Source organism: Lysobacter sp. 5GHs7-4, assembly GCF_021284765.1.
In the GTDB taxonomy this organism is placed as follows: Bacteria; Pseudomonadota; Gammaproteobacteria; order Xanthomonadales; family Xanthomonadaceae; genus Lysobacter.
Genome location: NZ_CP089924.1, coordinates 583,287 through 598,136, shown reverse-complemented (window position 1 = coordinate 598,136; position 14,850 = coordinate 583,287). Strand labels below are relative to the sequence as shown.

9 protein-coding genes are annotated in these 14,850 nt (G+C 70.1%); 7 read left to right on the top strand and 2 right to left on the bottom strand.

Annotation, left to right across the window (positions count from 1 at the left end; translation table 11 throughout):
* Positions 1-8: 8 nt before the first annotated feature.
* Together LVB77_RS02485 and LVB77_RS02480 are read right to left on the bottom strand one after the other, a co-directional pair.
* Positions 9-3,344 carry a non-ribosomal peptide synthetase gene (locus LVB77_RS02485; RefSeq protein WP_232908648.1) on the bottom strand — a complete coding sequence of 1,112 codons (3,336 nt, stop codon included), beginning with the start codon at positions 3,342-3,344 and terminating at the stop codon, positions 9-11.
* The gene (locus LVB77_RS02480) at positions 3,337-6,684 is read right to left on the bottom strand and encodes a non-ribosomal peptide synthetase (RefSeq protein WP_232908647.1); all 3,348 of its coding nucleotides are present in this window, start codon (positions 6,682-6,684) and stop codon (positions 3,337-3,339) included. The genes LVB77_RS02485 and LVB77_RS02480 overlap by 8 nt, the downstream gene beginning before the upstream one ends.
* A 431-nt stretch (positions 6,685-7,115) precedes the next feature.
* Between LVB77_RS02480 and LVB77_RS02475 the strand changes: the two genes are divergently transcribed.
* From LVB77_RS02475 to LVB77_RS02445, 7 genes are read left to right on the top strand one after another with little or no spacing between them, the layout of a single operon-like run.
* Positions 7,116-8,120: a class II aldolase/adducin family protein gene (locus tag LVB77_RS02475; RefSeq protein ID WP_232908646.1), complete on the top strand. Its 1,005-nt coding sequence runs from the start codon at positions 7,116-7,118 to the stop codon at positions 8,118-8,120.
* 55 nt (positions 8,121-8,175) lie between these two features.
* A complete protein-coding gene (locus tag LVB77_RS02470; RefSeq protein ID WP_232908645.1) occupies positions 8,176-9,816 on the top strand; it encodes an NTP transferase domain-containing protein in 1,641 nt (546 codons plus the stop codon).
* Between the two features lie 48 nt (positions 9,817-9,864).
* Complete coding sequence (locus LVB77_RS02465; RefSeq protein WP_232908644.1) at positions 9,865-10,671, top strand: class I SAM-dependent methyltransferase; 807 nt, start codon at positions 9,865-9,867, stop codon at positions 10,669-10,671.
* Positions 10,668-11,387 carry a glycosyltransferase family 2 protein gene (locus LVB77_RS02460; RefSeq protein ID WP_232908643.1) on the top strand — a complete coding sequence of 240 codons (720 nt, stop codon included), beginning with the start codon at positions 10,668-10,670 and terminating at the stop codon, positions 11,385-11,387. The genes LVB77_RS02465 and LVB77_RS02460 overlap by 4 nt, the downstream gene beginning before the upstream one ends.
* The gene (locus tag LVB77_RS02455) at positions 11,384-11,971 is read left to right on the top strand and encodes a phosphatidylinositol-specific phospholipase C/glycerophosphodiester phosphodiesterase family protein (protein WP_232908642.1); all 588 of its coding nucleotides are present in this window, start codon (positions 11,384-11,386) and stop codon (positions 11,969-11,971) included. The genes LVB77_RS02460 and LVB77_RS02455 overlap by 4 nt, the downstream gene beginning before the upstream one ends.
* Positions 11,968-14,064, top strand: coding sequence for a glycosyltransferase 87 family protein (locus LVB77_RS02450; RefSeq protein ID WP_232910431.1), 2,097 nt, complete (start codon positions 11,968-11,970; stop codon positions 14,062-14,064). Before LVB77_RS02455 ends, LVB77_RS02450 begins: the two co-directional genes overlap by 4 nt.
* A complete protein-coding gene (locus LVB77_RS02445; RefSeq protein ID WP_232908641.1) occupies positions 14,061-14,825 on the top strand; it encodes an HAD family hydrolase in 765 nt (254 codons plus the stop codon). Before LVB77_RS02450 ends, LVB77_RS02445 begins: the two co-directional genes overlap by 4 nt.
* The last annotated feature ends 25 nt before the right edge of the window (positions 14,826-14,850 follow it).

The window sequence follows — 14,850 nt, the reverse complement described above, 5'->3', positions numbered from 1 at the left end:
ACGCTGGCTCACGATTCGGCGCCCTCGCCGGCCAGCAACAATTGGATGTCCTCGTCGGACAGACCTTCGAGTTGGTCGAGCATGCCGGCCAGCGCGTCGGCGTCGACGCCGTCCATGCGCTGGCGCAGCAACAGTTCGGCGAAGCCGGCCACGGTCGGCGCCTCGAACAAGGTGCGCAGCGCGATCTCGCCGCCGAAGGCCTTCTGCGCGCGCGTGATCAACTGCGTGGCCAGCAGCGAGTGGCCGCCCAGGTCGAAGAAGTCGTCGTGGATGCCGACCCGCTCCAGCCCCAGCACTTCGGCCCACAAGCGCGCCAGCGTTTCTTCCTCGCCGTTGCGCGGCGCGACGTAGGCGCGCGCCTCCAGCGCGTCGGCGTCCGGCGCCGGCAGCGCCTTGCGGTCGACCTTGCCGTTGGGCGTCAGCGGGTACTGCGCCAGGCTCACATAGGCCGAAGGCAGCATGTATTCGGGCAGGCGCTGGCGCGCGTGCGCGCGCAGCTGCGCGGCATCGGCCTCGCCGAGGGTGTAGGCGACCAGGCGCTTGTCGCCGGGCCGGTCCTCGCGGCAGATCACCACCGCCTGCCGCACCTGCGGATGATCGGCCAGCACGGATTCGATTTCGCCCAGCTCGATGCGGAAGCCGCGCAGCTTGACCTGATGATCGATGCGGCCGAGCACCTCGATGCGGCCGTCGCGCAGGCGCCGCGCCAGATCGCCGGTGCGGTACAGGCGCGCGCCGCGGTTCGGGCCGTAACGGTCGGGCACGAATTTTTCGGCGGTGAGGTCCGGCCGCGCCAGATAGCCGCGCGCCACACCCAAGCCGCCGATCAGCAGCTCGCCGGGCACGCCGACCGGCACCAGCTGGCCGCGTGCGTCGACGATGTGCAGCTGCGTGTTGGCCAGCGGCCGGCCGATGGTGATCGCGGCATCGCCGGCGCCGACGCGCTCGACCGCCGACCACACCGTGGTTTCGGTGGGACCGTAGAGATTCCACAGCTCCGCACCGCAGGGCAGCAGGCGCGTCGCCAGTTCGCGCGCCAGCGCTTCGCCGCCGCACAGCATGCGCAGCTGCGCACGGCCGGCCCAGCCGGCGTCCAGCAGCATGCGCCAGGTCGCGGGCGTGGCCTGCATCACCGTGGCGCCGCTGTGGTCCAGCAGGCGCGCCAGCGCGGCGCCGTCGGCGGCGGTGGCGCGGTCGGCCAGCACGATGCGCGCGCCGACCTGCAGCGGCAGCAGCAGTTCCAGCACGGCGATGTCGAACGACAGCGTGGTGACCGCGCACATCGTGTCGCGTTCGCTCAGGCCCGGTTCGCGCGCGACCGCGGCGAGGAAATTGACCACCGCGCGGTGCGGAATCTGCACGCCCTTGGGCCGGCCGGTAGAGCCGGAAGTGAAGATCACGTAGGCCAGGTCTTCCGGGCCGACGCCGCTGTCGACGCGCGTGCCGGGCGCGGCGTCCAGCTCGTCCAGCCACAGCAGCTCGCAATCGCTGGCCGGCAGCTGCGACTGCAGACCGCGCTCGCTCACGATCCAGCGCGCGCGCGCGTCTTCGAGCATGTAGCCCAGGCGTTCGGCCGGATAGCTGGGATCCATCGGCACATAGGCGGCGCCGGCCTTGAGGATGCCGAGCAGGCCGACCAGCATGCGCGGCGAACGTTCGACGAACAGGCCGACCAGATCGCCCGGTCCGGCGCCGCGCGCGGCCAGCGCACGCGCGAGCGCGTCGGCCTGGGCATCGAGTTCGGCGTAACTGAGACGTTGCGGGCCGCACTCGACCGCGATCGCATCGGGCCGGCGCTGCGCCTGCTGCTCGAACAGACGATGCAGCGGCAGGTTGAGCGGCACATCCAGATCGGTGGCGTTCCATTCCGCGATCAAGCGTTGACGCTGCGCCGGATCGAGGATGTCCAGCTCGCCCAATCGCGCATCCGGATCCTGCGCGATCGACGCCAGCAGTTGCTGGAAGTGCGCGGAGAAGGCCTCGACGGTGGCCGCGTCGAACAGGTCGCTGGCGTATTCGAGGAACAGCGCCAGGCTGCCGTCCTGCTCGCTGGCGAACAACGCCAGATCCGAACGCGCGGTACCCGGATTGATCTGGTCGAAGTCCACCGGCGCCAGGGTCAGGCCGGCCAGGTCGACTTCGTCGTTGGGGAAGTTCTGGAAGAACAGCATCGCCTGGAACAGCGGCGCATGGCTCAGCGAACGTTCCGGCTGCAGGTCTTCGATCAGGCGTTCGGCCGGCAGATCCTGATGCGAGTACGCGCCCAGGGTGCTGTCCTTGACCTGCGCCAGCAGCTCGCGGAAACGCGGATTGCCGGACAGGTCGTTGCGCAGGGCCAGGGTGTTGACGAAGAAGCCGGCCAGCGATTCGAGTTCCTCGCGGCGGCGGTTGGCCACGCCCACGCCGACCACCAGATCGTGCTGGCCGGAGTAACGCATCAGCAGCGTCTGGTACGCCGCCAGCACGGCCATGAACGGCGTCGCGCCTTCCTGCCGGCTCAGCCGCTTGATGCCTTCCCAGGTCGATGGCGCCAAGGTGCTGCGCAGCACGTCGCCGCCGTAGCTCTGCACCGGCGGGCGCGGGCGGTCGCCCGGCAGCTCCAGCACCGGCAGCGGGCCGGCCAGGCGTTGCCGCCAGTACGCCAGCTGCGCCTGCAGGGTCGGGCCTTCCATCAGCTCGCGCTGCCACAGCGCGTAATCGACGTATTGCACCGGCAGTTCCGCCAGCGGCGAGGGCTGGCCGGCGTGGTAGGCGCCGTAGAGTTGGCGCAATTCCTGATTCAACAGCCCCAGCGACCAGCCGTCGACGGCGATGTGGTGGGCGTTGAGGGTGAACAGATGGCGGTCGTCGTCCACCCGCACCAGCAGCGCGCGCAGCAAGGGACCGCGCGCCAGATCGAACGCGCGCGCGGCCTCGGCGCGCGCATGCGCGAACGCCGCCGCCTCGCGTTCCGATGCCGGCAGCGCACGCACGTCCTGGCGATCGATCGGCACCGGCGACGGCGGCTGCACCACTTGTTGCGGGCCCTGCTCGTCGCTGGCGATGGTGGTGCGCAGCACTTCGTGGCGACGCTGGATTTCGTCCAGCGCGCGCGCGAACGCGGCCTCGTCCAGCGGCCCCTGCAGCCACATCGTGGTCGGCACGTTGTACGCCGCCGATCCCGGATCGAGCTGATCGAGTATCCACAAGCGCTGCTGCGCGTACGACAGCGGAATCCGCGCCGGGCGCGCGCGCCGGCCGATCTCGCTGCGCGGCGCGGCCGGCGACTGCTTGGCCAGCTGTTGCAGCAGCAACGCGCGTTTCTCCGGCGACAAGCCGGCCAGACGTTGATTGAGTTCAGCCATGGCCGCCCCCCGGCAGCGTTGCGGCCAGGCGCGCGCTGGCTTCCTCATCGCTGAGGTGTTCCAGGCTCGCCAGCAGACTTTCCAGATCGTCCGGCGCCAGGTCGTTGCAGGCGTCGGCGACGCGCGCGGCCAGACGCTCCAGGGTCGCGTCCTCGAACAGCACACGCAGCGGCAGTTCCACGCCGTACTGCTGCTCGATGCGCGCCAGCAGGCGCGTGGCCAGCAGCGAATGGCCGCCGAGGTCGAAGAAGTTGTCGCCGCGGCCGATGCGCGGCGCACCCAGCAGCTGCTGCCAGATCGCCGCCAGGGACTGCTCTTCCGGCGTGACCGGCGCGTCGTAGGCCTCGTCGTCGCCGCCGGCGACGGCTTCCGGCGCCGGCAGCGCGCGCCGGTCGACCTTGCCGTTGGGCGTGAGCGGGAAGCGTTCCAGCACCACGAACGCGCTGGGCACCATGTAGTCGGGCAGCGCCGCCTTGAGATGATCGCGCAGCGCGGCCGTGGCCGGCGCCTGCCCGTTGGCGGTGACATAGGCGACCAGGCGCTTGTCGCCGGGCCGGTCCTCGCGGCAATGCACCACCGCCTGCGTCACGTCGGGGAATTGCGCGAGCACCGATTCGATTTCGCCCAGCTCGATGCGGAAACCGCGCAGCTTGATCTGGTGGTCGATGCGGCCGATCACCTCGATGGTGCCGTCGCGGCGCCACAGCGCGAGATCGCCGCTGCGGTAGAGACGGCCGCCGGGCGCGCCGAAGGGATCGGCGATGAACTTCTCCGCGGTCAGGTCCGGGCGGCCGCGGTAGCCGCTGGCCAGTCCGTCGCCGCCGATCAGCAGCTCGCCCGGCACGCCGGCCGGCAGCAGGTTCATGTGGCGGTCGACGATGTGGATCTGGGTGTTGTCGACGGGCTTGCCGACCAGGATCGGGCCGCTGCCGGCATGCACCCGGCACAGCGCCGAATACACCGTGGTCTCGGTGGGACCGTAGAGATTCCACAGCTCGTTCGCGCACGGCAGCAGGCGGTCGGCGAGCTCGCGCGGCAGCGCTTCGCCCGTGGAGATGATCTTGATGCCGGCCTTGCCGCTCCAGCCCAGCTCCAGCAGCATGCGCCAGGTCGCGGGCGTGGCCTGCATCACGTCGATCGCGGTGTCGTCGACCAGGCGGCGCAGGCGCAGGCCGTCGCGCGCGGTGTCGCGGTCGACCAGTAGGATGGTGGCGCCCACGGTCAGCGGCAGCACCAATTCGAACAGGGCGATGTCGAACGACAGCGTGCTGATCGCGCACAGCACCTGGCCGCGCGCCAGGCCCGGCTCGCGCGCGACCGAGCGCAGCAGATTGACCGCCGAGCGCTGCTGGATCTCCACGCCCTTGGGCTTGCCGGTGGAGCCGGAGGTGAAGATCACGTAGGCCGGATCGCGCGCCTGCGCGCCGCCGTCGGGCGCGCGTTCGGCGCGTGCGTCCAGCGCCGCATCGGCGTCGGCGTAGATCACCGTGGCGACAGCGCCGGGCAGGCTGTCGGCGAGTGCGCGCTGGCTGACCAGCACGCGCGCATCCGAGGCTTCCAGCATGTAGGCCAGACGGTCGGCGGGATAGGTCGGATCCAGCGGCACATAGGCGCCGCCGGCCTTGAGGATGCCGACCAGGCCGATCAGCATTTCCGGCGTGCGTTCCACGTACAGGCCGACCAGCTCGCCGCGGCCGACGCCGGCCGCGCGCAGCTCGTGCGCGAGCGCGTTGGCGCGACGGTCGAGTTCGCGATAGCTCACCTCGCGCGTGCCGCAGCGCAGCGCGATCGCGTCCGGCGTGCGCTCGACCTGGGCCTGGATCTGCGCGGCGATGGTGGGATCGGCCGGCAATTCGCGCGCGGTGTCGTTCCAGCGCGCGAGCTCCTCGCGCTCGCCGGGCGTCAGCAGCTCCAGCGAACTCAGCGGCGCGTCCGGCGTCGCCGCGGCCGCGGCCAGCAGGCGCAGCAGGTGCCCGCACAGGCGTTCGATGCGCGCGGCGTCGAACAGATCGGTGCTGTATTCCAACATCAGCTCGCGCGCGCTGTGCTGGTTCACGAACAGGCTCAGATCGCCCTGCGCGGTACCGTGCGCGACGTCCATCAGATGCGCCTGACGCAGCTGCAGACCGTCCATGGACAGCCGGTGCGCGGGATAGTTCTGGAAGAAGAACAGCGCCTGCGCGAACGGCGTGTGGCTGGCCGAACGCGGCAGGCGGCGACTTTCCAAGATGCGGTCCAGCGGCGCGTCGGCATGTTCCATCGCGCCCAGCACGCCCTCGCGCACCTGCGCCAGCAACTGCGCGAAGCTGGGATCGCCGTCGATGCGCGCGCGCATCGGCAGGGTGTTGACGAAGAAGCCGATCACCGGCTCCAGCTCGACCCGCGCGCGCCCGGCCACGCCCATGCCGACGGTGATGTCGTCCTGCGCGGTGTAGCGCGACAGCAGCGCCTGATAGGCGGCCAGGAACACCATCGACAGCGTCGCCTGACGCTCGCGCGCCAGCCGTTCCAGTTGTTCGTAGACCGCCGCCGGCACTTCGCTGCGGTACAGCGCGCCGCGGAAACTCTGCGCGGCCGGACGCGGCCGGTCGGCCGGCAGGTCCAGCGTGGTGAGCGCGCCGTCCAGGCGCTGGCTCCAGTAATCCAGTTGCGGCTGCAGCCCGTCGCCGCCCAAGGTTTCGTTCTGCCACAGCGCGACGTCGGCGATCTGCAGCGGCGGCGCGGCGGTGTCGGCCGCGCGGCCCGCACGCAACGCGTCGTAGCCGGCCTGCAGCTCTTCCAGCAGTGCATTGGTCGACCAGCCGTCGATGGCGATGTGATGGAAACCCAGCACCAGCAGATGGCGCTGCGGCGCCGTCGCGATCAGGCTGGCGCGCAGCATCGCGTCGCGGCTGAGATCGAAGCTGCGCGCGGTTTCCGCGCGCGCCAGACGCAGCGCATCGGCCTCGCGTTCGTCGGCGTTTTCGCCCTGCGCGTTCAATTCGCGCCACGGCAAATCGATGCGATCGAGGATGTGCTGGTACGGCTCGCCGTCCTGCGACAGGAACACCGTGCGCAGGGTTTCGTGGCGGTCCAGCAGCGCCTGCAGCGCCGCGCGCAACGCGCCGCGATCGAGCTCGCCGTCCAGCCACAGGCCGACCGGCAGGTTGTAGGCGGTCATGCCGGGCAGGAACCGGTCCAGCCACCACAGGCGGCGCTGGCCGAAGGTCAGCGGAATGCGCGCAGGCCGCGCACGCGCCTGAATCCGGTTCTGGCCGGCGCGCTGACGCGCGCTCAACTGACGCAGCAGTTCGCGTTTCGCAGGCGATAGCTCGGCGATACGCGGGTCGATATCACTCATCCCTGAACTTCCTTGACTTACGAGCATCCTCGGCCGACCGATTCCTGTCGGCACCCCTTTGGCATCCAGCACGCGTCGCTTCGGAGATGCTCTTGCACGCGAACGGCGTTCGCGATCATCCTTGGCGTTCCATCCGTGGTGCCCCCGTACGTATCCTATCCACATAACGTGGTCAGGGGGCAAAAGCGGACCACATCGGTTGCCGGGTCGTCCAGTGCCCGGCAGGGGAAACCGATGCGGACAGCGTTCGCCCGGCCGTAGGACGGCCGGTTGCGGGCCCAAACCGAGTATTAGGGGTTTCAGGAGCATCAGCAGCAGGGAGGGGAGCACATGGATCGGCAGTTCTCGCAGCAGCGTGGGGCACTTAATTTGCGCAGGGACGCCGCGCCGGCGGGGGCGTGATGGGCGCTATTGCGGCCGCGCTCGACGCCTTGATCGCATGGTCCGCGCGGATCGGCGCCGATCCTCTGCTGGTCCAGGGCGGCGGCGGTAACACGTCTGTCAAACAAGACGGCACCTTGTGGGTCAAGGCCTCCGGCACCTGGCTCGCGCAGGCGCGCGAGCGCGACATCTTCGTGCCCTTGCCGCTGGACGAGGCACGCGCCGCGCTGGGCCACGCCGACGGCGAGTCGCGTCTGGCGCGGCTGGGCGCCGCGCATGCGTTGCGGCCGTCGATCGAGACCTCGCTGCACGCCTTGTTGCCGCATCCGGTGGTCGCGCACGTGCATTCGGTCAACACCATCGCCTGGGCGGTACGCGCGGATGCGCGCACGCGTCTAAGTGTTTTGTTGCAGGGACTGAATTGGGCCTGGGTGCCGTACCGACGCCCGGGCTACCCGCTCACCCAGGCGGTGCGCGAGGCCTTGCGCGAGCGCGACGCCGACGTGTTGGTGCTGGCCAATCACGGCCTGGTGGTGGGCGCGCGCGACTGCGCCGCGGCCGAGGCCCTGCTGGGCGAGGTCGAACGCCGCCTGGCCCTGCCCGAACGCGCGAGCGCCGCGCCCGATCTAGCGCGCCTGTACGCAGTCAACGACCTGAATTGGGAGCTGCCGCGCGATCCGCGCGTGCACGCGCTGGCCACCGACGCGGCCGCGCTGGCGGTCGCGCGCGACGGCGCGCTGTATCCGGATCACGCGGTGTTCCTGGGCGCGCGCGCGGCGGTGCTGGACGGCGCGGACGCCTTGTCCGACGCGTTCGCGCGCTGCGTCGCGGCCGGCGGCGTCGCGCCCGCGTTCGCGCTGCTGCCCGGCGCCGGCGTGCTGGTCGCCCCCGGCCTGTCGGCCGGCGCGCAGGCCATGCTGTTGTGCCTGGTCCTGGTCGCCTTGCGCCTGCGCGGCGATGAAGCGTTGGTCTATCTGGGCGATGAGGATGTCGCCGCGCTGGTGGACTGGGAAGCCGAAGCCTATCGCCGCGCGCTGTCGCGGCCGGGGCACTGAACCGCATCACCGCCGCACGACGCCACGGAAGGAGCCCATGCAGATCGTCGTCCCCATGTCAGGTTTCGGAGAGCGCTTCCGCCGCGCCGGCTACCGCGTGCCCAAGCCGCTGATCGAGGTCGACGGCAAACCGATCATCGCCCATGTGGTCGACCTGTTTCCGGGCGAGACCGACTTCGTGTTCGTGTGCAACCGCGACCACCTGCAGCGCGACGACTACCGCATGGCCGAACAGCTGGCGCAGATCTGCCCAAGCGGCCGCGTGCTCGGCATCGAGCCGCACAAACTGGGGCCGGTGCACGCGGTGCTGCAGGCGGTCGATCTGCTGGACCCCAGCGCGCCCACCATCGTCAACTACTGCGATTTCTCCTGCGCCTGGGACTACCGCGACTTCAAGGCTTACGTGCGCGACAGCGGCTGCGACGGCGCGATCCCGTGCTACACCGGCTTCCATCCGCACATGATGGGCTCGACCAACTACGCCTACGTGCGCACCGACGGCGCGCGCGTGCTCGACATCCAGGAAAAGCAGCCCTACACCGACCAGCCCACGCGCGAGTACGCGTCCAGCGGCAGCTACTACTTCAAGTCCGCCGCGCTGATGCGCGCGGCCTTCGAGCGCTGCGTCGCACGCCCGGATCTGAGCCTGGGCGGCGAGTACTACGTGAGCCTGGCCTACAAGCCGCTGCTGGAAGACGGCGCCTGCGTGGCGGTCTACGAACTCAACCACTTCATGCAGTGGGGCACGCCGCAGGATCTGGAGGAATACCGCTACTGGTCCGACGCGTTCCGGCGCCTGGGCGATCCGGCGCGCGCGCAAACGCCGCCGCGCCAGCACGGCGCGGTGATGGTGCCGATGGCCGGATTGGGCGCGCGCTTCGCCAGCGAGGGCTACCGCGAACCCAAGCCGCTGATCGCGGTGTCGGGCGAGCCGATGGTGGTGCAGGCCGCGCGCGATCTGCCCGAACCGGCGCGGCGCGTGTTCGTGCAACGCCGCGACCTGGACGGCGCGCAGGGCATCGCCGAGGCCTTGCGCGCGCGCTTCCCCGGCTGCGCCCTGGTCGATCTGGAACGCGTGACCGACGGCCAGGCGCGCACCTGCCTGCTCGGGCTGGACGGCCTGGACCCCGCGCAGCCGCTGACCATCGGCGCCTGCGACAACGGCGCGGTGTTCGACGCGCAGGCGCTGTCGGCGCTGCTGGACGACGAGGACGTGGACGTGATCGTGTGGGTCGCGCGCGGCTATCCGGGCGCGGCGCGTCGGCCCACGCACTATGGCTGGGTCGACGAGGTCGACGGCCGCGTGCTGTCGGTGTCGGTGAAGCAGCCGCTGTCGGACCCGCTGCGCGACCCGATCGTGCTGGGCACCTTCACCTTCCGTCGCGCCGGCGATTTCGCCGCCGCCGCCGAGGCGATGATCGCGCGCGACGGCCGCGTCAACGGCGAGTTCTACGTCGACAGCTGCATCAACGACGCCGTCGCCGCCGGCCTCAACTGCCGCGTGTTCGAGGTCGACCACTACCTGTGCTGGGGCACGCCGGACGACCTGCGCACCTTCGAGTACTGGCAGTCCTGCTTCCACAAATGGGACGCCCACCCCTACCGCATCGAGCACGACCCGCGCGTGCCCGCCGACGCGCGACCGGCCCTGGCCGAGCGCTACCGCATGCGCGAACCGGAGCGCTTCCGATGCTGAGCCCGCAACCCGCGTCCGCCGCACCCCGTCTTGCCGGAGAGTCGTCCCATGGTCCTGCCTAGCACCTACTTCCCCACGCACGAGGAGAACCGCTTCGAGCACGAGGGCGAAGTCGGAATGGCGCGCGAGTTCTTCCTCAAGCACCGCCCGCGCAACCTCGAATTCCTGCTGCACAAGCGCTACGACTGGATGAACGCCTACCTCAAGCCCGGCCAGCGCGTGGTCGAGTTCGGCGCCGGTTCGGGTTTCAGCAAGGAATTCATCCGCCACGACAACTTCCGCATCACCGACGTGGAAGCGCGGCCGTGGATCGACGACGTCGCCGACGCCATGGACCCGCCGTACCCGGACGGGTCGATCGACGTGGCGGTGTTCAGCCACATGATCCACCACCTGCCCAACCCGCTGCGCTTCTTCCAGGTCATGCAGCGCAAGCTGGCGCCGGGCGGGCTGATCCTGATCCAGGATCTCAACACCTGTTTCCTGCTGCGCCTGGCCTTGCGCGCGATGCGCCACGAGGGCTGGTCCTACGACATCGACGTGTTCGACGACACGGTGGTGGCCAACGACCCGCGCGACCCCTGGTCGGCCAACTGCGCGATCCCCTTGCTGCTGTTCCGCGACGAGGACGCGTTCCGCCGCCATCTGCCCGGATTCGCGATCGAGCGCAACGAACTCAACGAGTGCTTCGTGTTCCTGGTCTCCGGCGGCGTGGTGGTGCAGGCCAAGACCGTCGAACTGCCGCGCGCGCTGCTCAAGCTGATCGACGCCACCGACCGCGCCCTGGTCAAGCTGCTGCCGTCGGTGTTCGCGATGGGCCGCTCGGTGGTGTTGAGGAAGATCGAAACGCCGTGAGCATTTCCCTGCGCCTGTCCCTGGTGATCCCCTGCTACAACGAAGCCCGCAACCTGCCGTTGCTGGTGGCGCGGCTGCGCGAGACCTTCGTGCGCGAAGACGTCGAGGCGATCCTGGTCGACAACGGCTCCACCGACGACACGCCGGCGGTGCTGGCCGAACTGCTGCGCGACGCGCCGCGCATCCGCAGCGTGCGCGTGGAACGCAACCAGGGCTACGGCTACGGCATCCTCGCCGGCCTGCGCGCCGCGCGCGGCCTGATCGTGGGCTGGACCCACGCCGATATGCAGACCGATCCGGCCGACGCGCTGGAGGGGCTGGCGCTGTTCGACGACCGCGATCCGGACACCGTGTTCGTCAAGGGCCGCCGCCACGGCCGCCCGGCCGGGGACGTGGCCTTCACCGTCGGCATGTCGCTGTTCGAGACCTTGCTGCTGCGGCGCCGGCTGTGGGACATCAACGCCCAGCCGACCCTGTTCGCGCGCGCGTTCTTCGAGCGCTGGCAGGCGCCGCCGCACGACTTCTCGCTGGATCTGTACGCCTATTACCAGGCGCGCCGCAGCGGCCTGCAGGTGCGCCGTTTTCCGGTGCGCTTCGGCGAACGCGCCCACGGCAGCTCGCACTGGAACGTGAACTGGCGCGCCAAGGCGCGCTTCATCCGCCGCACCGTGGATTTCAGCCTGCGCCTGCGCAAAGACCTGAGCCACCCCGCATGATCGTCGTCCGCCACCGTCGCAACACCCGCCAGGAACTGCGCGAGACTTCGCCCGAGTACGGCATCGAGCTGGACCTGCGCAGCCGCGGCGACGCCATCATCATCCACCACGACGCCTTCGCCGACGGCGAGGACTTCGAGGACTGGCTGGACGACTACCGCCATCGCCTGCTGATCCTCAACGTCAAGGAAGAGGGCCTGGAGGACCGCCTGATCGCGCTGATGCGCGAGCGCGGCATCCAGGACTGGTTCTTCCTCGATCAGTCCTTCCCGTTCCTGGTCCGCACCGCCGCGCGCGGCGAGTCGCGCTGCGCGGTGCGCGTGTCCGAGTACGAATCCATCGACACCGCCTTGAGCCTGGCGGGCAAGGTGCAATGGGTCTGGGTCGACTGCTTCACGCGCTTCCCGCTGGACCGCGAACAGGCGCAGCGCCTGCGCGCGGCCGGCTTCCGCCTGTGCCTGGTGTCGCCGGAGCTGCAGGGCCGCGACGCCGCGCAAGGCATCGCGCAGATGCGCGCCCTGCTGGAACGCGAAGGCATCGTGGTGGACGCGGTATGCACCAAGGAGACCGACCGTTGGCGATGAGTCTGGCGCGCTGGTGGCGGGACCCGATGTTGCGCACGGCGCAGTTCCGCGCCGGGCTGCTGCTGCGCGTGGCGCTGATCGTGCTGCTGGTGCCGAGGATCCAGCAGGAATGGTTCCTGCCGTTCCTGGATCACGCCATCGGCCATCCCGGGCTGGACCCGTGGTCGAGTTTCCTCGCCGCCGGCGGCAGCGCGCTGGCCTATCCCTACGGCCCGGTGATGCTGCTGGCGCACGCACCGGGCAGCGCGCTGGGCTGGCTGCTCGATGCCGCCACCGGCAGTCAGGCCTTCCTGGGCATCGGCTTCCGCCTGGGCCTGCTGAGCGCGGACCTGGCCTGCTTGCTGCTGCTGCGCCGCCTGCTGCCCACCGACCGGCCGCGCATGCTGCTGTGGCTGTACTGGTGGTCGCCGATCGTGCTGTTCGTGACGTATTGGAACGGTCAGACCGACATCGTGCCGATCGCGCTGCTGCTGCTGTCGCTGCTGCTGATCCGCCGCTACCGGCCGCGCGCCAGCGGCGCCGCACTGGGCCTGGCGCTGGCGGCCAAGCTCAGCATGGGCCTGGCCGCGCCGTTCATCGGCATCTACCTGTGGCGCAACAAGCGCCTACGCTCGATGCTGGCGCCGTTCGCGCTGGTCTGCGCCGGCGTGGCGGCGCTGCTGACCCTGCCGTGGCTGGCCTCGTCGGGTTTCGTGGCGATGGTGTTCGGCTCGCGCGAATTCGGCCGCGTGTTCGATCTGGCCTTGCCGCTGGGCGAGGAGCTCAAGCTCTATCTCACCCCTACGCTGTATCTGCTCGCCGCCTACGCGGCCTGGCGCTTCCGCCGCATCAGCTTCGAACTGCTGATCGCCAGCACCGGTCTGTCGTTCTTCCTGGTCGTGCTGGGCACGCCGGCGCCGCCGGGCTGGTACCTGTGGCTGGTGCCGTTCCTGGTCGCGCATCAGTTGCAGGGCGACCGCAGCGCGCGCGTGCTGGCCGGCGGCTTCTCGCTGCTGCTGATCGCGATGCACGTGTTCATTTCTTCCGGCGCCAGCGCGCCCTGGCTGGGCTGGGATCCGACGGCGGCGATCGCCGCCGTCGCTGTCCGCGTGACGCCGCACGTGCACTCGCTGTGGATGACCCTGGTGGTGGCGTCCGGTCTGGTGCTGATCGTGCAGATGCTGCGCGAACGCGTCGGCCGCAACGACTACTACCGCATCGCGCAGAAGCCGCTGGCGCTGGGCATCGCCGGCGATTCGGGCTCGGGCAAGGACACGCTCAGCCGCGCTCTGGCCGGCGTGTTCGGCGACCACTCGGTGGTGCACGTGTCGGGCGACGACTACCACATCTGGGACCGCTACGCGCCGATGTGGAAGGGCCTGACCCACCTCAATCCGCGCGCCAACGACCTGCAGCGCTTCAGCAGCGACGTGCTGGCGCTGATGGACGGCAAGGCCATCGTCTGCCGCCGCTACGACCACGCCGCCGGCCGCTTCGAGGCGCCGACGCTGCTGGCCAAGAACGACGTGGTCATCGCCTCGGGCCTGCACGCGCTGCACTTTCCGCGCCTGCGCCGGCGCTTCGACGTCAGCGTGTTCCTGGACGTGGACGAGTCGCTGCGCCGCGCCTGGAAGATCCACCGCGACGTGCACCAGCGCGGCCACGACCTGGCCGCGGTCGAGGGTTCGCTGCAACGGCGCGCGCCGGATTCGCAGCGCTACATCCATCCGCAGAAAGCCGTCGCCAGCCTGGTGCTGCGCCTGCAGCCGGTCAATCCGCAGCAGCTGGAACGCGGCATCCCGCCCGACCAGGTGCGCCTGAAGCTGGTCGCGCTGATCCGCAACGGCACCTACCACGAGCGCGTGGCGCGGATCCTGATCGGCGTCTGCGGCCTGCACCTGGACGTGCAGTTGGCCGAGGAGTCGGGCGAAGTCGAGATGACGATCGAGGGCGACGTGGTCGCCGAGGACATCGCCCTGGCCGCGCGCAATCTGGTGCCCGGCCTGCAGGAAATGCTGGATATCCGTCCCCAGTGGGAGGACGGCATGAGCGGGATCATGCAGTTGCTGGTCCTGGTGCACACCGAAGAAGCCTTGAAGAACCGCATCCAATGAGCCTGAGCATCCACAACACGGACACGGCCCTGCGCGCGCCGCAGGCGATCATCTTCGACACCGACAACACGCTGTACGCCTACAGCCATCCGCACGCCTGCGCGCTGGCGGCGGCAGAGGACAAGGCCGCGCGCCTACTGGGCTGCGGCGTCGGCGACGTGCGCCAGGCCTTCGCCCAGGCGCGCCAGGAGGTGAAGCAACGCCTGGGGCGCACCGCCAGTTCGCACAGCCGCCTGCTGTACTTCCAGCGCGGCATCGAACTGCTGGGGCGCAAGACCCAGCTGGTGATCACGCTGGACCTGGAGCAGACCTACTGGCGCACCTTCCTCTCGCATTGCGAGCTGTTCCCGGGCGTGCGCGAGTTCCTGATGAGCCTGCGCAGCCGCGGCATCGGCACGGCGATCATCACCGACCTCACCTCGCAGATCCAATTCCGCAAGATCATCTACTTCGGCCTGGACGATTGCTTCGATTACGTCGTGACCTCCGAGGAAGCCGGCGCCGACAAGCCGCAGGAGGCGCCGTTCCAGCTGGCGATCGACAAGCTGGGCATCGAACCGGACCGGATCTGGATGATCGGCGACGACCCAGCCAGCGACGTCGCCGGCGCGCGCCGCTTCGGCATCACCACCCTGCTGCGGGTGGACCGCGCGCACAACGGCAACGGCCACGAGGCCGCGCCGGATCTGGTGTTCGACGATTTCGAGGAACTCAGCCGCTATCTGTTCTCGGGCAAGGTCGAAGGCTGGGCCGCGCAATGAACGCCCGTCGCCGTCCGCGCCGCAA